The sequence below is a fragment of the Actinomadura rifamycini DSM 43936 genome (genome assembly GCF_000425065.1).
GTDB classification, from domain to species: Bacteria; Actinomycetota; Actinomycetes; order Streptosporangiales; family Streptosporangiaceae; genus Spirillospora; species Spirillospora rifamycini.
Window position 1 is genome coordinate 1 of sequence record NZ_AULB01000052.1, and the last position, 22,315, is coordinate 22,315.

The 22,315-nt window shown below is 72.4% G+C and carries 19 protein-coding genes; 9 read left to right on the forward strand and 10 right to left on the reverse strand.

What is annotated here, in order from left to right; all coding sequences use genetic code 11:
* Positions 1-121 precede the first annotated feature (121 nt).
* A complete protein-coding gene (locus H505_RS0132675) occupies positions 122-1,120 on the forward strand; it encodes an IS481 family transposase (protein ID WP_026405318.1) in 999 nt (332 codons plus the stop codon).
* Positions 1,121-1,123: 3 nt separating this feature from the next.
* Here H505_RS0132675 and H505_RS45850 read toward each other — a convergent pair whose 3' ends face one another.
* Positions 1,124-3,076, reverse strand: coding sequence for an LCP family protein (locus H505_RS45850; RefSeq protein WP_051301442.1), 1,953 nt, complete (start codon positions 3,074-3,076; stop codon positions 1,124-1,126).
* Positions 3,077-3,250: 174 nt separating this feature from the next.
* On the opposite strand from H505_RS45850, the gene H505_RS45855 reads away from it, so the two are divergent.
* On the forward strand, positions 3,251-4,111 hold the full coding sequence (locus tag H505_RS45855; RefSeq protein ID WP_051301443.1) for a serine/threonine-protein kinase: 861 nt from the start codon (positions 3,251-3,253) through the stop codon (positions 4,109-4,111).
* 1 nt (position 4,112) lies between these two features.
* Here the strand turns inward: H505_RS45855 and H505_RS45860 are convergent, their stop codons facing one another.
* The 4 genes from H505_RS45860 to H505_RS48295 all read right to left on the reverse strand — a co-directional run bounded on the left by H505_RS45860 (position 4,113) and on the right by H505_RS48295 (position 7,666).
* Entirely contained in the window at positions 4,113-5,696 is a 1,584-nt protein-coding gene (locus H505_RS45860; protein WP_051301444.1) for an OmpA family protein, read from the reverse strand.
* A gap of 29 nt (positions 5,697-5,725) precedes the next feature.
* A complete protein-coding gene (locus H505_RS45865) occupies positions 5,726-6,307 on the reverse strand; it encodes a hypothetical protein (RefSeq protein ID WP_051301445.1) in 582 nt (193 codons plus the stop codon).
* A gap of 62 nt (positions 6,308-6,369) precedes the next feature.
* Complete coding sequence (locus H505_RS0132700) at positions 6,370-6,927, reverse strand: OmpA family protein (RefSeq protein WP_026405319.1); 558 nt, start codon at positions 6,925-6,927, stop codon at positions 6,370-6,372.
* Between the two features lie 166 nt (positions 6,928-7,093).
* The gene (locus H505_RS48295) at positions 7,094-7,666 is read right to left on the reverse strand and encodes a hypothetical protein (RefSeq protein WP_026405320.1); all 573 of its coding nucleotides are present in this window, start codon (positions 7,664-7,666) and stop codon (positions 7,094-7,096) included.
* 134 nt (positions 7,667-7,800) lie between these two features.
* Between H505_RS48295 and H505_RS0132710 the strand changes: the two genes are divergently transcribed.
* The 6 genes from H505_RS0132710 to H505_RS0132735 all read left to right on the forward strand — a co-directional run bounded on the left by H505_RS0132710 (position 7,801) and on the right by H505_RS0132735 (position 14,313).
* On the forward strand, positions 7,801-8,445 hold the full coding sequence (locus tag H505_RS0132710; RefSeq protein WP_026405321.1) for a helix-turn-helix domain-containing protein: 645 nt from the start codon (positions 7,801-7,803) through the stop codon (positions 8,443-8,445).
* 337 nt (positions 8,446-8,782) lie between these two features.
* Positions 8,783-9,613 (forward strand): hypothetical protein, encoded by an 831-nt coding sequence (locus H505_RS0132715; protein ID WP_026405322.1) that lies wholly within the window; start codon positions 8,783-8,785, stop codon positions 9,611-9,613.
* 13 nt (positions 9,614-9,626) lie between these two features.
* Positions 9,627-11,585: a fumarate reductase/succinate dehydrogenase flavoprotein subunit gene (locus H505_RS0132720; protein WP_026405323.1), complete on the forward strand. Its 1,959-nt coding sequence runs from the start codon at positions 9,627-9,629 to the stop codon at positions 11,583-11,585.
* Positions 11,582-12,352: a succinate dehydrogenase/fumarate reductase iron-sulfur subunit gene (locus H505_RS0132725; RefSeq protein ID WP_026405324.1), complete on the forward strand. Its 771-nt coding sequence runs from the start codon at positions 11,582-11,584 to the stop codon at positions 12,350-12,352. Before H505_RS0132720 ends, H505_RS0132725 begins: the two co-directional genes overlap by 4 nt.
* A 253-nt stretch (positions 12,353-12,605) precedes the next feature.
* Complete coding sequence (locus tag H505_RS0132730; protein ID WP_026405325.1) at positions 12,606-13,295, forward strand: Crp/Fnr family transcriptional regulator; 690 nt, start codon at positions 12,606-12,608, stop codon at positions 13,293-13,295.
* 43 nt (positions 13,296-13,338) lie between these two features.
* The gene (locus H505_RS0132735; RefSeq protein WP_026405326.1) at positions 13,339-14,313 is read left to right on the forward strand and encodes a LysR family transcriptional regulator; all 975 of its coding nucleotides are present in this window, start codon (positions 13,339-13,341) and stop codon (positions 14,311-14,313) included.
* A gap of 17 nt (positions 14,314-14,330) precedes the next feature.
* Here the strand turns inward: H505_RS0132735 and H505_RS45875 are convergent, their stop codons facing one another.
* The 5 genes from H505_RS45875 to H505_RS45880 all read right to left on the reverse strand — a co-directional run bounded on the left by H505_RS45875 (position 14,331) and on the right by H505_RS45880 (position 20,021).
* Positions 14,331-14,969, reverse strand: coding sequence for a hypothetical protein (locus tag H505_RS45875; RefSeq protein WP_157433218.1), 639 nt, complete (start codon positions 14,967-14,969; stop codon positions 14,331-14,333).
* Positions 14,970-15,131: 162 nt separating this feature from the next.
* Complete coding sequence (locus H505_RS0132745) at positions 15,132-15,884, reverse strand: succinate dehydrogenase/fumarate reductase iron-sulfur subunit (RefSeq protein ID WP_026405327.1); 753 nt, start codon at positions 15,882-15,884, stop codon at positions 15,132-15,134.
* 2 nt (positions 15,885-15,886) lie between these two features.
* The gene (locus H505_RS0132750) at positions 15,887-17,824 is read right to left on the reverse strand and encodes a fumarate reductase/succinate dehydrogenase flavoprotein subunit (RefSeq protein ID WP_026405328.1); all 1,938 of its coding nucleotides are present in this window, start codon (positions 17,822-17,824) and stop codon (positions 15,887-15,889) included.
* Positions 17,825-17,826: 2 nt separating this feature from the next.
* A complete protein-coding gene (locus H505_RS0132755) occupies positions 17,827-18,516 on the reverse strand; it encodes a succinate dehydrogenase cytochrome b subunit (RefSeq protein ID WP_026405329.1) in 690 nt (229 codons plus the stop codon).
* Positions 18,517-18,842: 326 nt separating this feature from the next.
* Positions 18,843-20,021, reverse strand: a complete 1,179-nt coding sequence (locus H505_RS45880) for a PP2C family protein-serine/threonine phosphatase (RefSeq protein ID WP_245592683.1) — start codon at positions 20,019-20,021, stop codon at positions 18,843-18,845.
* Between the two features lie 321 nt (positions 20,022-20,342).
* Between H505_RS45880 and H505_RS45885 the strand changes: the two genes are divergently transcribed.
* A partial coding sequence (locus tag H505_RS45885; RefSeq protein ID WP_169528890.1) for an ABC transporter transmembrane domain-containing protein occupies positions 20,343-22,315 on the forward strand: 1,973 nt, incomplete at its 3' end.

Genomic DNA, 22,315 nt, shown 5'->3' on the forward strand with positions numbered 1-22,315 from the left:
CTAGCTGTACTGACCATGGAGGTTGCGAACGCGGCGGCACGGTCGGATGATCTTGAAGTGAGGGAGGGCCTCCGGGTTCGGTGTGGATTGCGACATCTGCACCGACCCCCAGGAGGCCCTCATGCCCCACCGTAACGCCCCGCTGACCGAGACCGGACGTCTGCGCCTGGCCCGATGCGTGGTCACCGACGGGTGGCCGCTGCGTCGGGCCGCCGAACGGTTCCAGGTCTCGGTGAGCACCGCACAGCGGTGGGCGACCCGGTACCGGGAACTGGGCGAGGCGGGCATGGCCGACCGGTCCTCCCGGCCCCGCCGCAGCCCGCGCCGGACCCCTGCCCGCACCGAGCGGCGCATCATCAAGGTCCGGGTGCTGCGCCGCTGGGGACCGGCCCGCATCGCCTACCTGCTCGGCCTCAACCCCGCCACCGTGCACCGGGTCCTGACCCGCCACGGCATGCCCCGCCTGGCCCACCTGGACCGCGCCACCGGCCGCACCGTCCGCCGCTACGAGCACGACGCGCCCGGCGACCTGGTGCACGTCGACATCAAGAAACTCGGCAACATCCCCGACGGCGGCGGCCACAAAACCCACGGCCGCGCCGCCGGCGGCCGCAACTCCTCGGCCCACCGCGACCCGCACCGGCCCCGCACCACCGGCGGGCGCCCCAACCTGGGCTACGGCTACCTGCACAACGCCGTCGACGACCACTCCCGCCTGGCCTACACCGAAATCCTGTCCGACGAGACCAAGGAGACGGCGGCAGCGTTCTGGCAGCGGGCGCAGGCGTTCTTCACCCGAGCCGGGATCACCGTGCGGCGCGTCCTGACCGACAACGGATCGTGCTACCGATCACGCCTGTGGCACGACACCCTGACCACGGCCGGCGTCACGCACAAACGAACCCGTCCCTACCGGCCTCAGACCAACGGCAAGGTCGAACGCTACAACCGCACCCTGCTCGACGAATGGGCCTACCACCGGCCCTACCGGTCAGAGACCGAACGCCGCCGAGCACTCCCGCGGTGGCTGCACACCTACAATCACCACCGCGGCCACACCGCACTCGGCGGCCTCCCACCAGCCAGCCGCGTTCCCAACCTCACGAGACAGAACACCTAGCGCCTACTCGCAGAGCTTCTTCCCGGACTCCGCCTTCTCCCCGATGTTCTGGATGGGGGGCGGCGCCAGCTTCAGCCCCTTCTTCCCGATCACGAGCCGCACGCCGTCCTTCGGCGCGCCGCCGTCCGGGGTGAGCAGCGCGTCGGGGGCGTCCCGCGCGAGGACGGACGCCTGCGCCTCGGCCGTCGGCGCGAACACGATGCGGCTGTCCGGCGCGTCCGGCGCGTCCTGGACGTCGTCGGCCACCTTGAACCCGCGCCGCTCCAGTTGCCTCACGATGTTGTCGACGGCCTTGTCCCTCGCGCCCGCGGACACGACGGTGACCTCGACGTCCTTGGGCTTCGGCGCGGGCTTCGCGTCCGCCGGCGCGGCGGGCGCGGCGGGGAGCTTGTCGTCGTGCCGGATCGCCTCGAACATCGGGTCGGCCAGCTCGTCATTCCACTGCACCCGGTTCGGGTCGGGCTTGTAGCCCTTGACCGGGACCGTGACGAACCGGACCTGCCCGGCGCTCATGCCGCGCAGGCCCTCCGCGAGCTTGCGCATGTCCGACAGGCCGAACTCGTCGTCGGTGGTGATGGAGTCGGTGGCCGCCTTGAGGAAGTCGTAGGTCTTGGCCGGGTCCGTCAGGACGTCGGAGCTGAGCGCCTTGTCCACGACGGCCGCCATGAACTTCTGCTGGCGCTCGATCCGCCCGAGGTCCGAGCCGTTGCCCAGCGAGTACCGGGCCCGGACGTACCCGAGCGCCTTATCGCCCTTGACGGTCTGCTTCCCCGCGTCCAGGTACAGCTCCGCGCGCGGATCGTTGACGGGCTTCTCGACGCAGATCTCCACGCCGCCCAGCGCGTCCACCATCCGCTTGAACCCGGAGAAGTCGATCTGGACGAAGTGGTCGATGTGGACGCCCGTGAGCGACTCGAGCGTCTTCCACGTGCACGTCGGTCCCGCGTAGGCGAACGCGCTGTTCAGCATCCCGAACCGCGCGGACACCTCGCCGCCGTCCTCCTTCTCGCACTCGGGGATCTTCACCATCGAGTCGCGCGGGAAGCTCACCGCGACGGCCTGGTCCCGGTTCGGCGACAGGTGCAGCAGGATCGTCGTGTCCGAGCGCGCGCCCGCCATCCCCGGCACCGCGTACTCGGCGTTGTCGCCCTCGCGGGTGTCCGAGCCGAGCAGCAGGATGTTGAGCGATTCGTTGAGCTTCTGCGGCCGGTCCGTCCCCAGCTGCGACCCGACGTTCTTCTGCTCGATGCCGCCCATCAGGTCGCGATACAGCCAGTACGCGCCCCCGGTCCCGGCCACGAGCACGGCCACGAGGCCGATGGCGGTCCGGCGCAGGATCTTGCGCCGCCGGGCCCGCCGCGTGTCGTGCCGCTCCGGGAACGACACCACATGCCGAGCGCCGTCGTCGTCCGGACCGTCCCCGGAGTCCGAGCGGCTCTCCCCGTCCTTCTCGCCGTCCTCGTTGGCACGGTCCTGCGCCTCGTCGCCGTCCGCACCGTCGCCGCCCGTGACCGCGCCCTCGCGCGCCTCCATCTCGCCGCGCTCGTCGGCGTCGTCTTCGCGCTCGTCCGCGTCGCGCCCTGACCCGGACTCGTCCGTCTCGCCGCGTTCGTCCGGGTTGGCCTCGCGCGCGTCCTTGTCCTTAAGTTCGTCCGTGTTGTCGCGCTCATCGGCGTCGCGCTCACGCTCGTCCGAGGTGTCGGCGGGCCCATCCGCGCCGCCCTCGCCCGCACCCGCGTCCTTGCGCGCGTCCGCGCCTTCGCCCGCGTCCGTGTCGCCCTGGGAGTCGTCCGTGTCGGCCTTGGGGGTGTCCGTGGTGTCCTGGCCGGTGCCGGGGGTCTTGTCGTCCGCAGCGGGGGTGTCGGGACGGTCGTGGACGGCGGGGGCTTCGTCTTCGGGGACGTCCGCGGAGTCCTCGCGGCGCGGTTCGGGGCCCCTCGGGGGTTCGGTGCTCATCGGTCCCGTCTCGGCAAGCCCTGTCGGGGCGTGGTCGGTGCGGCTCGTCAGTCTACGAACTGGGTGGGATCGCGGCTGATCGCCCGACTCCCTTTATTAGATGCGCAGAAGTCGTGATCTGTTGACACGTTCGTCCGAATCGAGGCCCGTGGTGGGGTTCCGTACGATCGCTGCGTGAGCACGGGGTGGGTGATCGGCGGCCGGTTCACGATGCTGGACCGGATCGGGACGGGCGGGACGAGCCGCGTGTGGCGGGCGTTCGACCACGCCGAGGGACGGTACTGCGCGGCGAAGCTCGTCCGGCGGCGCGGGCCGACGACGGTGCTGCGGGCCGTCCGGGAGCAGGCGCTGCGGCTCGCGCACCCGCACGTGGTGACGCCGTACGCGTCCTGCGCGGCCGACGACGACGTGCTGCTCGCGATGGAGCTGGTGCGCGGCGGTTCGCTGCAGACGCTCCTCGGCGACTACGGGCGGCTGCCGCCGGAGTACGCCGCCGAGGTGCTGGACCAGCTGCTGGCCGCGCTGAGCCACATCCACGCGGCCGGGGTCGTGCACCGCGACGTGAAACCGGCGAACCTGCTGCTGGAGCCGAGTGCGGTGGGCGCGCCGCTCGTCCGGCTCGCCGACTTCGGGATCGCGCTCGAGGACGACGGGCCGCGGGTCACCACGACCGGGTTCACCGTCGGCACCCCGGGCTACCTGGCGCCCGAGGTGCTGGACTGGAACCGGCCGGGGCCGCGCCAGGACCTCTACGCGGCCGGGATGGTCGGGTGGCGGATGCTGACGGGCGCGGGCGACCCGGAGCCGCGGCAGCGGGTGGGCGCGCCGCCCGCCGGGACGCCGCCGGGGCTGTGGTCGGTGGTCGCGTGCCTGTGCGACCCCGACCCGGAGCGGCGCCCGCCGGACGCGGCCGCGGCGCGCCGCGCCCTCGGCATGTGCGGGCTGGTGCTGCGGCTGCCGGCGTGCACGCTGGACGGCGAGCCGCTGCAGATCTTCGACCACCTCGGCCCGCCCCCGGGACCGCGCGGCGCCTGAGTCACCGGATCGGGATGTTCGGGATCCGGCCGAACGGGCCCGCGTCGAACGTGACGGACCGGACGTCCGGCGGCGGCGCGGGCACGTAGACGAACCCGCGGTTGCTCGTGCCCGGTTCCGTGCGGAAGACGGCCCAGCCGGGGTCGACGAACGCGAGGTTGACCCGCACCGGGTCCTGCGGGCCCATCCGGACGCCGCGGTAGGCGGTCCCGGACGCGGGGTCGAGGACGGAGAACGCGCCGAACCTGCCGTAGGAGCCGTGGTCGCCCTGGTAGTCGGACGTGGAGGCGGGCCCGGTGTCGGGGCCGAGGTTGGCGATGTCGAACACGGCGACGAGGTAGGCGCCGTCCCGGTAGAAGGGCTTCACGTCGATCCGCCGCCGGTCGCCGGCGCCGAACGACGCGGTGCGGCTCGCGACCGTCCGGCCGTCGTCGGGACGGAACGGCGCGGGCGCTCCGGCGCCCGTCGCGCGCTCGTCCCGGGGCGCGCGGGACGTCGCGGCGGCGGTCGCGGCCGTCTGCTGCTTGATCTTGTAGGAGACCTCGACGCGGCGGTTCCGGGCGCGCGCCTCGGCGTCGTCCGCGCCGCCCTCCTGCGCGATCGGCTCGGCCTCGCCCTTCCCGGCCGCCTCGTACCGGTAGCCGGGGCCGAGCCGGGCCCGCAGCGCCTCCAGGACGGCGTCCGCGCGGCGCCGCGACAGGTCGAGGTTGTAGTCGTCCGCGCCCTTGCTGTCGGTATGCCCGGTGATGCGGATCGGTGGTTTCGCCGGGTCGGCCTTGGCCCGGGTCTCGCGCGCCACCTCGTCCAGGACGGCCTTCGCCCGTGCGGACAGCGCGGCCTTGTCGAACGCGAACACCACGTCGGTGCGCAGCCCGATCGTCTCCTCCGTCGAGCTGCTGGTCGTCGACTTCGCTTCGCCCTCCGTGAGGGAGTACAGGTCGTGCGTCCCGCCGGAGGTCTCCCCGGTGGGGTTCCGCATCGGGAACGACACGGTGGACCCTGGCCGAGGGGTCTCGAGCCCGCCGGGGACGCCGGGGGCGGCGGGGCCGTCCGGTCCGCCCGCCACGACCGGCACGCCGGTGAACTCCCCGGCCGTCGTCGGGCTGATCACCGTGATCCGGCGGACCGATTCGGGCAGCGGCGGGAACGCCAGCACCGCCTCGTAGCGCACGCCCGGGTGGACGGACGTCCAGCGCGTCTCGCTGCCGACCGTCAGGTCGCCGCCGTCGTAGAGCGGGGTGTACGCCTTGTGCCCGACGGGGTCGACCAGGGTGAAGTGCAGGTTGCCGAACGCCGAGCCCGCCACCGACGTCCCGAAGGAGTAGAAGGTCGCCTCCTTGCCGGGGTTGGTCAGGTAGAACCGCAGCAGGGAGCGGTCCGGCAGGCGGCCGACCTCCTTGACCTCGATGCGCGACCGGCCGCCGCCGAGCGCCGACCACGCCTCCTTCACCAGCGGCCCGGTGTACGCCGGCGTCCGCCCGGTGCCCGCCGTCGCGGCGGGATCGCCGCCGTCCCCGCCGTCGCACGCGGCGAGCAGGGCCAGGGGCAGGACGAGGACGGCGGCGAGGGCTCCGTGCACGCGCATGGCTCCTCCGGGGGTTCAGGGGCGGGACGTCACCGGTCGATCGGCACGCCGCGGAACGCGGGCCACGAGCCGACCTGGACGTCGATCTTCCGCACGTTCTCCGGCGGCGCGGCGAACGTGAACTGGAGTGCGGCGGGCTGCCCGTTCTCGCTGCTGGTGTAGTTGAGGTCGCTCTGCAGCGCCGAGTCGGACGAGTCCCGGACGACCACGTACCGCTTGAGGTTCGTCCCGTCGAGCAGCGTGACGGGCGGTTCGACCCCGTGGAGCTGCGACAGGGACGCCGAGGTCGAGTCCGCCCCGGCCGGGAGCTTCGGGGTGAACCGGACGTCGAGGACGGCCAGCTTCCCGGCCGTCGACAGGCCCATGATCTCGACGTCGACGGCCGCGCCCTTGGCGAGCGGGCTGGTGAAGGTCTGCTTCGCGACGGGCTCGCCGCGCCCGGCGGACGGGGCCCGGCCGCCGACGGCGCCGCGGGACGTCCCGCGCTCGGACGCGCCGGACGCGCCGGGGCCGTCCAGCACCGAGCACGCCGGGGCCGCGCAGGCGGCGAGCAGCGCGGCGGCGAGCACGGCCGCCGGCCGCGCGGTTCTCGTTCGGGTCGGGCGGCGCATCGGGTTCCTCCTTGCCGATCCGGGCGGACGGGTGTTCTCTGCCGCGTTCGCCGTCATCGGGGTCACGACTCGCTGAAAGTGATCTCGACGCGGCGGTTCAACGCGCGGCCCTCCGGGTCGTCCTCGCCGTTCTTCTCGTTGGGCGCCACGGGGTCGGTCTCGCCGCGGCCCTCGGCGGTGATCTCGACGCCGGCGCCGGACAGGTGGCGCGCGAGTTCGGCCTTGACGGCGTCGGCGCGCTGCCGGGACAGCTCGCGGTTGTAGCCGGGCTCGCCGCGCGAGTCGGTGTGCCCGGACACCTCGACGGTGCCGGCGGTGCCGCGGACGCGGGCGGCGATCTCGGCGATGTGGCCGCGCGCCTCGGCGGTGAGCGCCGCCTTGTCGAACTCGAACAGGACGTCGGACGAGATCTGCACGGTGACGCGTCCGTCGGCGCTCTCCTCGCGCTCCAGGTCCACGACGGCGCGCGACAGGTCGATGTCGAGGACGGCGGAGGCCGCGTCGATGCCCCGGACGGACGCGTTGACCGCGGAGTCCGGCACGTCCGGTTCGGCCGCGGCGACCGACGGGACGGCGAGGGCGGCGACGAGCACCCCCGCGATCACTGTTCTCCGGCGCATGCGGATCCTCCGTTCGTCGCCGCGGGTGAAAGGGGCGTCCATGATCTGAGTGGTTCGTTGCCGACGATGATGTGCCGGACGGGCGCATTGTTCGCGGCCGTTTCCGGCCGCGGCGCTCTCGCGGTGCGGGCGCGGCCCGGGCGGCCGCGGTCGGCGGGCGCGCGGGTCATCGCTGCACGGGGATGTCGCGGAACGTCGGCCAGCCGCCGAACTGCAGGTCGAGGGCCTTCACGTTCTCCGGCGGCGCCGCGAACGTGTACCGGAGCGCGCCCGCCTTGCCGTTGACGAGGTCGGTGGTGATGTCGTCGGTCTCCATTTCCCGACCGCGCGAATCCTTGACGACGACGTAGCGCTTCAGGTTGACCGGGTCGACCAGCGAGGGATCGATGCCCTCGTTGCCGTTCAGGTCGTAGGGGCTGGCCTTGTCCGGCCCGCCGGGAGGGATGCGCGGGGTCATCCGGACGGTCAGGGTCGCCAGCTTCCCCCGCACCCGCAGGCCCAGGACGGCGATCTCGACCTCGGCCGACGGCGCCTGCGGCGGCGCGCCGAGCGTGGCCGCGACGATCGCGTCGCCGGTGGCGTCGACGGACGGGTCGCCGCCCTCGACCGCGACCCCGGACGCTCCCGAGGCCGAGTCCCCGGACGAGCCCGCGTCGTCGAGCATCGTGCAGCCGGCCGGGCCGCCGGCCGGCAGCAGGACCGCGGCCGCGGCGGCCGCGGCACGGTGGAACGGACGCATGGAACGAGCCGCCTTTCCTGGTCGTCGCATGTGCAAACGGAGGTTTACGTGGAACCATGGCGTCGACACAGACGTTGGATGTGCGTACGAGAATCTAGTGTTTGCACTTGCGAACGGTCAAGGGAGTTTTCGCGTTGAGCGCCGCCGAGGACACCGTCGTCCGGAACCGGGCCCTGCAGGTCGAGTGGTACGGGGAGCCGCTGGGGGAGCGGGTGCGCCGGCTCCTCGACCGGCTCGGGCTGTCGCAGTCGGGGCTGGCGGGGGTGCTCGGCCTGTCCGCGCCGATGCTGTCGCAGCTCATGTCCGGGCAGCGCGCGAAGATCAGCAACCCGGCCGTGCTGCACCGGCTGCTGGCGGTCGAGGAGCTGGCCGCCGACCCCGGCTTCGCCGACCTCCCGGCCGCCCGGGTCAAGGACCGGCTGGCGGAGATCCGCGCCGAGTCCGCGCCGACGACCTCCGGCCTCCGCGTGCCGGCCGGCGCCCGCGCGTCCGCGGGCGCGTCCGCCTCCGCCTCGCCCGCCCAGGCCGAACCCGCCCAGGCCGAACCCGCGCCGGACGGACGCGCGTCCGGCGGGCGCACGCGGGCGGAGGCCGGCGCGCGGGACGTCCAAGCCCTGCTGCGCGAGGTCGCGTCGGCGGGCGAGATCGAGGCGGCCGCCGCGCTGCTCGCCGACCGCTATCCCGACCTCGCCGAGGCGCTCCGGGTGTACGGGACGGGCCGGACGAGCGAAGCCGAGGCGCACTTCGCCCGGACGGTGCTGCGGGCGGGGCTCCTCTAGCACGAAATCGGAACGTTCCGGCCACCCGCGGATGGGCGGGCGGTCATGCTTTCTTGTGCTCGTCTCGATTCCCCTTGGCCATAACGACTGCTTATAGATCTCCGGGACGTCCGGAAGCCGTTCGGACGGCTAAAGTCTGTGGTCAGGGTCACATGCGGGTCCGCCTGTTATGTATGTCACAGGTCCGCGCCCGTGGCGTAGGGTCGCTTCGCTGGAAGCGCGCACGGGGCGTCACCGCCCGCATGCGGGCGGGGCCGCGGCCGAGGCGCGACGGCCGCATGGCGCGCGCAGACCGTGGTACGGGGATCACACGACCCGAGGCTCAGGAGAGCGATCGATGAGCACACTGGAGGCGCCGGCCAAATCCCGCGCCCAGATCAAGGAACGCACGCTTCGCAAGGACAACTGGCGGCTCTACCCGATCACCACCTTCGTGATCTTCACGGCGTGGGTGGTGTACGCGACGATCCGGGCCTTCTGGGGCGCGGCCTTCTTCGTCCCGGAATTCCATTACCTGTCGCCGTTCTTCTCGCCGTGCTTCAACGAGATCTGCAACAACGTGACGGTGGACGGGCACACCGGCGACGCGGCGGAGTTCGGGACGTTCCTCCCGGCCGGCACCCGCGGCTGGATCCCGTTCGCGGTGATCTCCCTGCCGTTCCTGCTGCTGTTCCGGCTGACCTGCTACTACTACCGCAAGGCGTACTACCGGTCGTTCTGGGCGGCCCCGCAGGCGTGCGCCGTCCGCGAGCCGCACGGCAAGTACACCGGTGAGCGGCGCTTCCCGCTGATCGGGCAGAACCTGCACCGCTACTTCTGGATGGCCGCGGTGCTCATCTCGCTCATCAACACCTGGGACGCGGTCCGCGCCTTCCACGGCGAGGGCGGCGGGTTCGGCATCGGCCTCGGCACGGTCATCCTCTGGGCGAACGTGATCCTGCTCTGGCTGTACACGCTGTCGTGCCACTCGTGCCGGCACATCGTCGGCGGGCGGCTGAAGAACTTCTCGAAGCACCCGGTGCGCTACCGGATGTGGGGCTGGATCTCCAAGATCAACGAGCGCCACGGGATGTACGCGCTGATCACGCTCGGCTCCCTGGTCGTCGCCGACGTCTACGTGATGCTCGTGGCCAGCGAGACCATCTCCGACCTGCGCATCATCAACTGAAGGCCAAGGAATCATGACTGAGATCGAGAGGCACTCGTACGACGTCGTGGTGATCGGTGCCGGCGGCGCCGGGCTGCGCGCGGCGATCGAGGCTCGCCTCCAGGGCAAGAAGACGGCGATCATCTCCAAGTCGCTGTTCGGCAAGGCGCACACCGTCATGGCCGAGGGCGGCGCCGCCGCCGCGATGGGCAACGTCAACGCCAACGACAACTGGCAGGTGCACTTCCGCGACACGATGCGCGGCGGGAAGTTCCTGAACAGCTGGCGGATGGCGGAACTGCACGCCAAGGAGGCCCCGGACCGCATCTGGGAGCTCGAACTGTGGGGCGCGCTGTTCGACCGCACCAAGGACGGCAAGATCAGCCAGCGGAACTTCGGCGGGCACGAGTACCCGCGGCTGGCGCACGTCGGCGACCGGACGGGCCTGGAGCTGATCCGCACGGCCCAGCAGAAGATCGTCGCGCTCCAGCAGGAGGACCGCGCCGAGCACGGCGACTACGAGGCCCGCCTCAAGGTGTGGGCCGAGACGACCGTCACGCGGCTGCTCAAGGACGGCGACCGGATCTGCGGCGCGTTCGGGTACGTGCGCGAGACGGGCAAGTTCGTCGTGTTCGAGGCGCCGGCCGTCGTCCTCGCCACCGGCGGGATCGGCAAGGCGTTCAAGGTCACGTCGAACTCGTGGGAGTACACCGGGGACGGCCACGCGCTCGCCCTGCAGGCGGGCGCGACGCTGCTGAACATGGAGTTCGTCCAGTTCCACCCCACCGGGATGGTCTGGCCCCCGTCCGTCAAGGGGATCCTCGTCACCGAGTCGGTGCGCGGCGACCGCGGCGTCCTGAAGAACTCCGAGGGCGAGCGGTTCATGTTCAACTACATCCCCGAGGTCTTCAAGGACAAGTACGCCACCTCCCCCGAGGAGGGCGACCGCTGGTACGACGACCCCGACAACAACCGGCGGCCCCCCGAGCTGCTGCCCCGCGACGAGGTCGCCCGCGCGATCAACTCCGAGGTGAAGGCCGGCCGGGGCTCCCCGCACGGCGGCGTGTACCTCACGGTCGTCGACCGGATGCCGGGCGGCGCCGCGGAGATCGTCCGGCGGCTCCCCTCGATGCACCACCAGTTCAAGGAGCTGGCGGACGTCGACATCACCAAGGAGCCGATGGAGGTCGGGCCGACCTGCCACTACGTGATGGGCGGCGTCGAGGTCGACCCCGACACCGCGGCCGCGAAGGTCCCCGGGCTGTTCGCCGCCGGCGAGGTCGCGGGCGGCATGCACGGCTCGAACCGGCTCGGCGGCAACTCGCTGTCCGACCTGCTGGTGTTCGGGCGCCGCGCCGGGCTCGGCGCGTCCGAGTACGTCGACGCGCTCGACGCCCGTCCGGCCGTGCCCGACGAGATCGTGGACGACGCCACGGCGGAGGCGCTCGCACCGTTCGAGCGCGAGGGCGGCGAGAACCCGTACGCGGTCCACGCCGAACTGCAGACCACGATGAACGAGCTGGTCGGCATCATCCGCAAGGAGGAGGAGCTGCGGCAGGCCATCGAGGCCCTGCAGAAGCTCCGCGAGCGGGTCGCCCGCGTGTCCGTGGAGCCGGTCGCCGTGCACGACGGCCGCGGCTACCACCCCGGCTGGCACCTCGCGCTCGACCTGCGCAACATGCTGCTGGTGTCCGAGGCCGTCGCGAAGGCGGCCCTCGAACGCCAGGAGAGCCGCGGCGGCCACACCCGCGACGACTACCCGCAGATGTCGGCGGAATGGCGGAAGGTCAACCTCGTCTGCCGCCTGGCGGGCGACCCGGCCGACCCGCACGTCGAGCTGACGCGGCAGCCGATGCCGGCGATGCGCGCCGACTTGCTCGGCCTGTTCGAGACCGACGAGCTGAAGAAGTACCTGACCGGCGAGGAACTGCCCGCCGACGCCGCCGCGGCGGACGCGGACGGGAAGGCCGAGGGCGAGGAGGGCGACGGATGAGCTACGAGGCGAAGTTCCGCGTCTGGCGCGGCGACGAGGGCGACGGCGAGCTCACCGACTACACGGTGGAGGTGAACGAGGGCGAGGTCGTCCTCGACATCATCCACCGCCTGCAGGCCACGCAGGCCCCGGACCTGGCCGTCCGGTGGAACTGCAAGGCCGGCAAGTGCGGCTCGTGCTCCGCCGAGATCAACGGCATGCCCCGGCTGCTGTGCATGACCCGCATGTCGACCTTCGAACCAGACGAGACGATCACGGTCACGCCCGTCCGCACGTTCCCGGTCATCCGCGACCTGGTCACCGACGTGTCGTTCAACTACGAGAAGGCCCGCGAGATCCCGTCGTTCGACCCGGGCGACGCGAAGCCGGGCGAGCTGCGCATGCAGCAGGTGGACGTCGAGCGCTCGCAGGAGTTCCGCAAGTGCATCGAGTGCTTCCTGTGCCAGAACGTCTGCCACGTCATCCGCGACCACGAGGAGAACAAGCCCGACTTCGCCGGGCCGCGCTACCTCATGCGGATCGGTGAGCTCGAGATGCACCCGGCCGACCAGGCCGACCGCCGCGAGATCGCCCAGCAGGACCACGGCCTCGGCTTCTGCAACATCACCAAGTGCTGCACCGAGGTCTGCCCCGAGCACATCAAGATCACCGACAACGCGCTCATCCCGATGAAGGAGCGGGTCGTCGGGCGCAAGTACGACCCGGTGGTCTGGCTCGGCACCAAGCTCGGGATCGTCAAGAAGGGGCAGGACACCCCCTCCGCCTGACCCGGCGAGCGGCCGGCGCCCGCACCCCCTCCGGGGCGCCGGCCGTCCCCGAGCCGCGCCCCGGCGGTGCGCCGGCGGCCGCGGGGCGGGCGGCGTGCCCCCGCACCGCCGCCCGCCGTTCCCCGCGACACACCGCGCACCACCCTGGCGCACCCGCGAGGGGGACGAATAGGGAGAAGTGCACACAACGTGTGATGAATTCGTGATTCTTTCCCCGGGACCGGTCCCGGGGGGTTCGCTTTAGCGTGGTGGCATGACCGCCCTCGAACCGGGTTCGTTCCTGGCCGAACTCACCCCGGCCGAACGCGCCGAGCTGGAAGACCACGGGCACGTCCGGGACTTCGAGCGCGGCGAGGCGCTGTTCGTCGAAGGCGACCGGTCGGCGTGGGTGGCGGTCCTGCTGAAGGGACGGGTGAAGGCGTTCACCTACCGCGAGCACGGCGGGGAGGCGCTGCTGGCGGTGCGGGAGCCGGGCGCGCTGCTCGGCGAGGTCGCGGCGATCGACGGGCTGCCGCGGTCGGCGACCGTCGAGGCCCTCGAACCGGTCCGGGCGCTCGCCGTCCCGTCGGCGGCGTTCATGCGCTTCCTCGAAGCCAACGGACGCGTGTCGATCATCATCATGCGGATGCTGTGCCAGCGGTGGCGGGACGCCGACCGCAAGCGCGCGGAGTTCGGCATGTTCGACGCCACCGGCCGGGTCGCGCAGCGCCTCGTGGAGCTCGCCGAGCGGTTCGGCGTGCCGTACGGGTCCGGGCAGCCGGGCGGCGAGAGCGTCCGGATCACCCTGAACCTGTCGCAGGAGGAGCTGGCCGGCTGGGTCGGCGCGTCCCGCGAGGCGGTGAGCAAGGCGCTGCGCCACCTGCGCGGGCACGGCCTCATCGAGACGGGACGGCGCCGCCTGATCGTCCACGACCTCCAGGCGCTGCGCGAGCACATCCGCTAGCCGCCTGCGGGCGCGCGGGCGGCGGCCCCGTACCCTGTGCAGGATGCAGTTGCAGCAGCTCGCCTATTTCGTCGCGGTCGCGGAGGTCCGGCACTTCACGCAGGCCGCGGAGCTCCTGCGCGTGGCGCAGCCGTCGCTGAGCAAGCAGATCCGCGCGCTGGAGAGCGAGCTGAACGTGTCGCTGTTCAGCCGGGCCCGCGGCAACATCGCGCTGACGCCCGCGGGGGAGGCGCTGCTGCCGCTGGCCAAGCGCATCCTCGCCGACGTCGAGACCGCACGGGTCGAGGTGCAGGAGCTCGCCGGGCTGCGGCGGGGGCGGGTGCGGCTGGGCGCGACGCCGTCGCTGTGCGCGGGGCTGCTCGCCGACGTGCTGCGCCGCTTCCACGACGCCTACCCGGGCATCCAGCTGATCGTCGAGGAGGGCGGTTCCCGCGACCTGGTGCGGCAGCTCACGCGGGGCGAGCTGGACATGGCCCTGGTCATCCTCCCCCTGCACGGCGACCCGCCGCTGGACACCACCCCGATACTGCGCGAGTACCTCGTCGTGGCGTCCCCGGCGGAACCGGCGGGACGGACGCCGCTGCCGCGCCGCTCGTTCCTGCGGATCGACGACCTGCGGAACCGTCCGCTCGTGATGTTCCGCCCCGGCTACGACCTGCGGGAGGCGACGATCGGCGCGTGCCGCGCGGCCGGGTTCGAGCCGCGGTTCGCGGTCGAGGGCGGGGAGATGGACGCGGTGCTGCGGTTCGTCGAGGTGGGGCTGGGCATCGCTGTGGTGCCGAGCATGGTGCTGGCCGGACGGCCGGGCCTGCGGGGCACCCCGCTGGTGCTGGACGAGGCGGCGCGGCGCGGCCACCACGGCGAGGGCCTGCTGCGGACGATCGCGCTCGCGCACCGCAAGGACGTCGAGCTGACCCACGCCGCGCGGGCGTTCCAGGACACCCTCGAGACGTTCCTCGTCGAGGCGCGCCTCGCCGGCAGCCTCCCCGAAGGCGTCGAAACCCTCGTCCACGACTGACCCGGCCCCCGCCCGGGTCAGCGGCCGAATCCCGGCCAGGCCCGTTCGATGAGCTGCCGGACGGGACGGTGCGTCGGCCGTTCGGCGTCCGCGCCGGCGAGGCGCAGCCAGCCGCGAGTCCGCGTCTCCTTCACCGCGACGAGGACGGCCCGGTACGCGGCGGGCGCGCACACGGGGGTCTGCCGGATCACCTCGTCGTAGAACCAGTCGGACGCGATCAGTGCGAGGACTCCGGGGGACGAGCGCAGGGCGGACTTGACCGGGTCGGCCTCCAGCAGCCGGAACGCCAGGTTGAGGGAGGAGCCGACCACGCCGTGCGGGTCGTAGCGGATCTCCCCGGCGTGGAGCGCGACCCGAAGCCTGATGTGCGCTCCGGTGACGGCCGTGCAGTTGTGCCGGACGAGCGGCGTGGCGAGCGCGTCCGGGAGACGCGCGGCGAGCCGCTCCTTCGGTACGCCGGGCGGGACGAGGATCATCGCGCCGTCTCCGCGGTCCTCGTAGTAGCAGGAGTTCCAGGGGACGCCGGATTCGGTGAAGGCGCGCTGGAGCGCGGCGTACATGCCGCGTCGGACGGCGAGCCGGTCCCAGTCCGTCCGGCTGCGGTGCCCGTAGCCCTCGACGTCGACGCACACGATCGATCGGTGAACGGCGGTCATCGGTGTCCGCCCCCTTCCGGCGGTGATGCATCTGCATATGCACGTGACGATGCACGTGCACGGGCCCGTCATGCTAGTGCATGAGGTCCGGCGGGGGGGGGGAGAAAAGCCAAGGCCCCGCCCGGTTGCCGCGGCCGGGCGGGGCCTTGGGGGGCGGGGCGGCTACTTCTTCTTGCCGCCCGCGGACGCCTTCAGGTAGTCGCCGTTGAGGCGCCCGATGACGTCCAGGCCGATGCCCTTCGGGCAGGCGACGGTGCACTCGCCGGTGTTGGTGCAGCCGCCGAAGCCCTCGGAGTCGTGGGTGTCGAGCATGGAGACGGCCCGGTCCCAGCGCTCCGGCTGGCCCTGCGGCATGAGGCCCAGGTGGGTGATCTTCGCGCCGAGGAACAGCGCGGCCGAGCCGTTCGGGCAGGCCGCGACGCACGCGCCGCAGCCGATGCACTCGGCGGCCTCGAACGCGGCGTCGGCGTCCGGCTTCGGGACGGGCGTCGAGTGGGCCTCGGGCGCGGTCCCGGTCGGCGCGGTGATGTACCCGCCGGACTGGATGATCCGGTCGAACGCGGAGCGGTCGACGACCAGGTCCTTGACGACCGGGAACGCCGAGGCGCGCCACGGCTCGACGTCGATGACCTCGCCGTCCTTGAACTTGCGCATGTGCAGCTGGCACGTCGTGGTGTTCCGCTCGGGACCGTGCGGCGTGCCGTTGATGACCAGCGAGCACATGCCGCAGATGCCCTCGCGGCAGTCGTGGTCGAACGCGACGGGCTCGGCCCCGTCGGCGATGAGCTTCTCGTTGAGGACGTCGAGCATCTCCAGGAACGAGGCGTCGGGGGAGATGTCGTCGAGCTTGTACTCGACCATCTTGCCCTTGTCCTGGGGGCCGCTCTGGCGCCAGACGCGCAGTGTGAGCTTCATGGTTACTTGTACGACCTCTGCGTCGGCTTGACGTATTCGAAGTTGAGGGTCTCCTTGCGCAGGACGGGCTTGGCGCCCTCGCCCTGCCAGCCCCAGGCGGCGACGTAGCCGAAGTTGTCGTCGTCGCGCTTGGCCTCGCCCTCCTCGTCCTGGCTCTCGGCGCGGAAGTGGCCGCCGCAGGACTCGGTGCGGTGCAGTGCGTCGATCACCATCAGCTCGCCCAGTTCGAGGAAGTCGGCGACGCGGCCGGCCTTCTCGAGCTGCTGGTTGAGCTCCTCGCCCTTGCCGGTGACCTTGACGCGCTTCCAGAACTCCTCGCGCAGCGCCGGGATGAGCTCGAGCGCCTTGCGCAGGCCCTCCTCGGTGCGCTCCATGCCGCAGTACTCCCACATGATGTGGCCGAGCTCGCGGTGGAAGGAGTCGACGGAGCGGTCGCCGTCGATCGACAGCAGCCGGTCGATGCGGCTCTTGACGCGCTCCTCCGCCTCGGCGATCGCGGCGTCCGACGCCGGAGGCAGGGCGTTCTTGGCGATGTAGTCGTTGATCGTGGCCGGCAGCACGAAGTAGCCGTCGGCGAGGCCCTGCATGAGGGCGGACGCGCCGAGGCGGTTCGCGCCGTGGTCGGAGAAGTTCGCCTCGCCGATCACGAACAGGCCGGGGATCGTCGACTCGAGGTCGTAGTCGACCCACAGGCCGCCCATGGTGTAGTGCACGGCGGGGTAGATGCGCATCGGCGTCTCGTACGGGTTCTCGCCCGTGATCCGCTCGTACATCTCGAACAGGTTCCCGTACTTCGCCTCGACCTTGTCGCGGCCGAGCCGCCCGATCGCGTCGGCGAAGTCGAGGTAGACGCCGAGCCCGCCGGGGCCGACGCCGCGGCCCTCGTCGCACACGTTCTTCGCGGCGCGGGACGCGATGTCGCGGGGGACCAGGTTGCCGAACGAGGGGTAGATGCGCTCCAGGTAGTAGTCGCGCTCGTCCTCGGGGATGTCGGCGGGGCGGCGCTCGTCCTTGGCCTTCTTCGGCACCCAGACGCGGCCGTCGTTGCGCAGCGACTCCGACATCAGGGTCAGCTTCGACTGGTGGTCGCCGCTGACCGGGATGCAGGTCGGGTGGATCTGCGTGTAGCACGGGTTGGCGAACAGGGCGCCGTGCCGGTGCGCCCGCCAGGACGCGGTGACGTTCGAGCCCATCGCGTTCGTGGACAGGAAGTACACGTTGCCGTAGCCGCCGGACGCCAGCACGACCGCGTCCGCGGTGTAGTGCTTGACCTCGCCGTCGATCAGGTTCCGGACGACGACGCCGCGGGCGCGCCCGTCCTCCATGATCAGGTCGAGCATCTCGTGGCGCGGGAACAGCTCGACGTTGCCGAGCTCGACCTGCCGCATCAGCGCCTGGTAGGCGCCGAGGAGGAGCTGCTGCCCCGTCTGGCCGCGGGCGTAGAACGTCCGGGACACCTGGGTGCCGCCGAACGAGCGGTTGTCGAGCAGGCCGCCGTACTCGCGGGCGAACGGGACGCCCTGCGCGACGCACTGGTCGATGATGTTCCGGGAGATGTCGGCGAGCCGGTACACGTTCGACTCGCGGGACCGGAAGTCGCCGCCCTTGACCGTCTCGTAGAAGAGCCGGTACACGCTGTCGCCGTCGTTGCGGTAGTTCTTGGCGGCGTTGATGCCGCCCTGCGCGGCGATCGAGTGGGCGCGGCGCGGGCTGTCCTGGAAGCAGAACTGCTGGACGTGGTAGCCGGCCTCGCCGAGCGTGGCGCCGGCGGACCCGCCGGCCAGCCCGGTGCCGATGATGATGATCTTCTTCTTGCGCTTGTTGGCCGGGTTGATCTGCTTGGCCTCGAACTTGCGCGTGGTCCAGCGGTCCTCGATCGGGCCGGCGGGCACCTTGCCGTCGACGATCGGGTCGCCGATGTCGTAGAGGTCGTCGCTCATGTTCAGCTCACCCATCCGAAGGTGATGGAGACGGGCACGGAGATGAAGCCGATCGTCACCACGGCGGAGACGGCGATGGCGAGGCCCCGCAGGAGGTTGTGGCTGCGCGGGGTGCGCAGGCCGAGGGTCTGGAACGCGCTCCAGATGCCGTGGTGCAGGTGCAGGCCGACCAGCAGCACCGCGACGACGTACCAGACGGTGATGTACCAGCGGGACGGGTCGAAGTCCGCGATCATCCGGTCGTAGGGGGTGTCGTCGGCGCCGAGCGGGTTCACCACGAAGAACGTCAGGTCCAGCAGGTGCCAGACGACGTAGAACGCGATGATGATCCCGCCGTAGCGCATCGTGTGGGTGGCGTAGCCCTGCGCGTGGCTCTTCTTCTTCGACTCGTACTTGACGGGACGCGCGGCGCGCGCGCGGCGGGCCAGCGACACCGCCGACCACATGTGCAGGACCACCGCGACCAGCAGGACGACCTCGAGGAGCGTCAGCACCGTCCGGCGGGGGACGGCGGGCTCACCGATCGTGCGCAGCCAGTGCGCGTAGTGGTTGAAGTCCTCCGCGCCGAAGAAGATCTTCAGGTTCCCGACCATGTGCGCGATCAGGAACAGCACGAGGATGCCGCCGGTCACGGCCATGACGGCCTTCTTGCCGACGGTCGACCGGTAGATCGCAGGTATCGCTATAGCCACGGGCGCACGTTATGTCCGACTCGGTGCAGAGCTCCAAGTCATGGGCGCACTCATTTCGATAGCCCAGGACTATCGTCCGAGGAGAACGGGGGTTTCCGCGTTCCACCGGGCGTCCGCAGGTGAGCGACTTCACAGACCGTTCGGGAACTCGGACTTAACGTGACCGAAATGACATTGACCCGCCCTCGAAAGGCCCAGGTCGGAACGGGTCGCGCCCTCAGCCCTCACTCAACCACGCAGTGCCGACCCCACTGCGATCGCGAGCGAAGCCAGATTCGAGCGGAGCGATGCAGCAATCGCGGCAAGGCCCGTTGAAGGAAGGTCGTCTAGCGGCCTGACGCCGAGGGCGGCGCATGGGAGCACAGCAGGACGGCGAGGTCGTCGGTGAGCGCGTCCTCGTTGAGGTGCTCGACTTCGGCGACGAGCTCGTCGATGAGCGCGCGGCCGGTCGCGCCCGTCCCGCGCGCCGCGTGCGCGAGCTTCACCAGGCCGTCGGTGCCGAGCCGGTCCGGGCCCGCGCCGATCCGGCCCTCGATCAGCCCGTCGGTGTAGAGCATCAGGCCCCACGACTCGCCGAGGTCGATCTCCGTCGTCGGCCACTCGGCGCCCGGGATCAGCCCGAGCGCCGGGCCGTGCGCGTAGTCCGGCAGCGCCGACACGTCGTACGAGCCGGCCGGGCCCTCGCGGAACAGCAGCGGCGCCGGATGCCCGGCCAGGTGCATCCGCGCGGTCCGCCGGGACGGCGCGATCGTGATCATGCAGAGGGTCGTGAAGATCTCCTCGTTGCGCCGCTCGTGCCCGAGGACGCTGTCGAGGATGCCGAGCAGCTGCTCCCCGGTGTGCCCCGCCAGCACGAGCGTCCGCCACGCCATCCGGAGCTGCACGCCGAGCGCCGCCTCGTCCGGCCCGTGCCCGCAGACGTCCCCGATCATCAGGTGGACGGCGCCGCCCTCGGTCTGCACGGTGTCGTAGAAGTCGCCGCCGAGCAGCGCCCGCCGCCGGCCCGGCCGGTAGCGGGTGTGGTGCCGCAGCGACGGGTCGTCGATCAGCGGGACGGGCAGCAGCCCGCGCTCCAGCCGCGCGTTCTCGCGCCGCAGGATCCGCGCCTCCACGAGCCGCCGCTCGGTCTCCTCGGCGCGCTTGCGCTCTATCGAGTACCGGACGGCGCGGGCCAGCAGCGGCCCGTCCACCTCCTGCTTGACCAGGTAGTCCTCGGCGCCCGCGGCGACGGCCCGCACCCCGAGGTGCGCGTCGTCCAGGCCGGTCAGCACCACGACGGCGGCGGTGCCGGACATCTCCAGGACCTCCCGCAGGCCCGCCATCCGGTCGTCGATGCCGGGCGCCGACAGGTCCACGATGATGCACTGCGTCCGCCGGGTGAGGGCGCGGCGGGCGGTCGCCAGGTCGGCGGCGACGGTGATGTCGGCGTCCAGGCCGCTGTCGGCGAGCAGCTTCTCGACCATGAGGACGCCGGAGGGGGTGTCGTCGATGAGGAGGAGGTCCACCCGATCCTCGGCTCCCGAGGCGGGGGGACGCGTCTGATGGCTGATGGCGCTCACAAAGCTTCCAAGAGTTAGGGCCGGCGACGGGCACTGGCAACGTCAGGACGGCTCCGCATGCCGCGCGCTCACCGCGCGGACGGACGGCCGCACCGGGGTGGTGGCCTTTGCCTAACCGCCAGGGTCCCGGCTCATGGAGCGCTGGGGAAGCCCGCTCCGTACGGTGAGAGCTTAGCGTCTCCTTACCACGGGACGCACCGGGCGCGTCGTGGCGCGCGGCCGGAAAATCGCTCGATTCCCCGCCCGCGGCCTGCATAGCCTGCGGTGGTGAAGCCATTGCCGGAGAAAGATCCAGGCAATCCCGATCACCGCTCTCCCGCCCGGTACCTCCTGTGGCTGCTGCGCGTGCAGTGGCGCACCGCGGCCGCCGGCGCGGCCCTCGGCGTCCTGTGGATGCTCGGGTACGTGTTGATCCCCGGGGTGCTGGGCCGGGCCGTGGACGCCATGACCGCGCGGGACGCCGGGGCGCTGGCCGCGTGGTCGGGCGTCCTGGTACTCGTCGGGGTGTGCCAGGCGGCCGCGGGCGGCGCCCGCCACCGGTTCGCCGTCGCGAACTGGCTCGCCGCCGCCTACCGGACGATCCAGCTCGTCACCCGGCACGCGACGCGGCTCGGCGCGACGCTGCAGAAGCGGATGAGCGCCGGGGAGGTCGTCAGCATCGGCATGTCGGACGTGACCGGCATCGGGGACGCCCTCGACATCGTCTCGCGGGGCAGCGGCGCGGTCGTCGCGGTCGTCGCCGTCGCCGCGATCCTGCTGGCGATCTCGCCGCCGCTCGGCCTGATCGTCCTGGTCGGCGTCCCGCTGATCCTGGCCCTCGCGGCGCCGCTGCTGCGGCCGTACCGGGAGCGCGAGGAGGAGCACCGGGAGCGGGTCGGGGAGCTCAACACCCGCGCGACCGACCTCGTCGCGGGGCTGCGCGTGCTGCGCGGCGTCGGCGGGGAGGAGCTGTTCGCCGGCCGCTACGCCGCCGAGTCCGAGCGGGTCCGCGCGGCCGGGGTGGCCGCCGCCCGCGCCGAGTCCCGGCTGAGCGGCGCCGAGGTGCTGCTGCCGGGCCTGCTGATCGCGCTGGTGACGTGGGTCGGCGCCCGGTTCGCCGTGCAGGGGACGATCTCCGCGGGGCAGCTCGTGGCGTTCTACGGCTACGCCGTCGCCCTCATCACCCCGCTGCGGACGCTCGGCGAGGCCGCGGGGAAGATCACCCGGGGTCTGGTCGCGGCCGAGCGGGTGGTGCGCCTCCTCGACATCGCCCCCGAGCGCGCGGCCGGGGGCGGCCCGGCCGCGCCGGCCGCGGCGACCGGCGCGCTCACGGACGTCGACTCGGGCCTGGTCGTGCGGCCCGGGCGGCTCACCGCGATCGCGGCGGCCCGCCCGGAGGACGCCCGCGCGATCGCGGACCGGCTCGGCGGCTACGCCCCCGGCCGCGTCGACGCCGGCGGCGTGCCGCTGCACCGCCTCGGCGACCTGCGCGACCGCATCGTCGTCGCGGTCAACGAGGACCGGCTGTTCGCCGGGACGCTGACCGAGGCGCTCACCCCCGCGCGCGGCCCCGTCGACCTGGAGCCCGCGCTGCGGGCCGCGAGCGCGGCGGACATCGTCGCGGCGTCCGGCCCGGACGCGCGCGTCGCCGAGGCGGGCCGCGAGTTCTCCGGCGGGCAGCAGCAGCGCCTCCGCCTTGCGCGCGCGCTGGCCGCCGACCCGGAGGTGCTCATCCTGGTAGAGCCCACCAGTGCGGTGGACGCGCACACCGAGGCGCGCATCGCCGACCGCCTCGGCCAAGCGCGCGCGGGCCGCACCACCGTGGTGTGCACCACGAGCCCGCTGATGCTCGACCGCGCCGCGCACGTCGCGTTCGTCCTGGACGGGCGCGTCGTCGCCGAGGGCACGCACCGCGACCTCCTCGGCGCCGACCCGCGCTACGCGGCCACGGTCACCCGAGGCGAAGCGAACGGCGCAGCCCCCGGCCCCGCCCCGAACGACGCCGCCCCCGCGGCAGGCGCACAACCCGCTGCCCTAGCGGCGGCGACGAACGCACAAGCCGCAGACCACCTGCCGACGGCGGCCCGGGGGGATGGGGCGGACCTTGACCGGGCCGACCTTGATCGGGCCGACCTGGAGCGGGCCGACCTAGAGCGGGCCGACTTGGAGCGGGCCGATGTCGAGAGGGCCGATCTCGGCCGGGCTGACCAGGAGCGGGCCGATCTTGAGCGGGCCGATCTCGGCCGGGCCGACCTGGAGCG

What these genes read in the sequence shown, in the direction of transcription:
- H505_RS0132675 (WP_026405318.1), top strand. Translation starts at nt 122, where the DNA reads ATGCCCCACCGTAACGCCCCGCTGACCGAGACCGGACGTCTGCGCCTG.
- H505_RS45850 (WP_051301442.1), bottom strand. Translation starts at nt 3,076, where the DNA reads ATGAGCACCGAACCCCCGAGGGGCCCCGAACCGCGCCGCGAGGACTCC.
- H505_RS45860 (WP_051301444.1), bottom strand. Translation starts at nt 5,696, where the DNA reads ATGCGCGTGCACGGAGCCCTCGCCGCCGTCCTCGTCCTGCCCCTGGCC.
- H505_RS45865 (WP_051301445.1), bottom strand. Translation starts at nt 6,307, where the DNA reads ATGCGCCGCCCGACCCGAACGAGAACCGCGCGGCCGGCGGCCGTGCTC.
- H505_RS0132700 (WP_026405319.1), bottom strand. Translation starts at nt 6,927, where the DNA reads ATGCGCCGGAGAACAGTGATCGCGGGGGTGCTCGTCGCCGCCCTCGCC.
- H505_RS48295 (WP_026405320.1), bottom strand. Translation starts at nt 7,666, where the DNA reads ATGCGTCCGTTCCACCGTGCCGCGGCCGCCGCGGCCGCGGTCCTGCTG.
- H505_RS0132715 (WP_026405322.1), top strand. Translation starts at nt 8,783, where the DNA reads ATGAGCACACTGGAGGCGCCGGCCAAATCCCGCGCCCAGATCAAGGAA.
- H505_RS0132720 (WP_026405323.1), top strand. Translation starts at nt 9,627, where the DNA reads ATGACTGAGATCGAGAGGCACTCGTACGACGTCGTGGTGATCGGTGCC.
- H505_RS0132725 (WP_026405324.1), top strand. Translation starts at nt 11,582, where the DNA reads ATGAGCTACGAGGCGAAGTTCCGCGTCTGGCGCGGCGACGAGGGCGAC.
- H505_RS0132730 (WP_026405325.1), top strand. Translation starts at nt 12,606, where the DNA reads ATGACCGCCCTCGAACCGGGTTCGTTCCTGGCCGAACTCACCCCGGCC.
- H505_RS0132735 (WP_026405326.1), top strand. Translation starts at nt 13,339, where the DNA reads ATGCAGTTGCAGCAGCTCGCCTATTTCGTCGCGGTCGCGGAGGTCCGG.
- H505_RS45875 (WP_157433218.1), bottom strand. Translation starts at nt 14,969, where the DNA reads ATGACCGCCGTTCACCGATCGATCGTGTGCGTCGACGTCGAGGGCTAC.
- H505_RS0132745 (WP_026405327.1), bottom strand. Translation starts at nt 15,884, where the DNA reads ATGAAGCTCACACTGCGCGTCTGGCGCCAGAGCGGCCCCCAGGACAAG.
- H505_RS0132750 (WP_026405328.1), bottom strand. Translation starts at nt 17,824, where the DNA reads ATGAGCGACGACCTCTACGACATCGGCGACCCGATCGTCGACGGCAAG.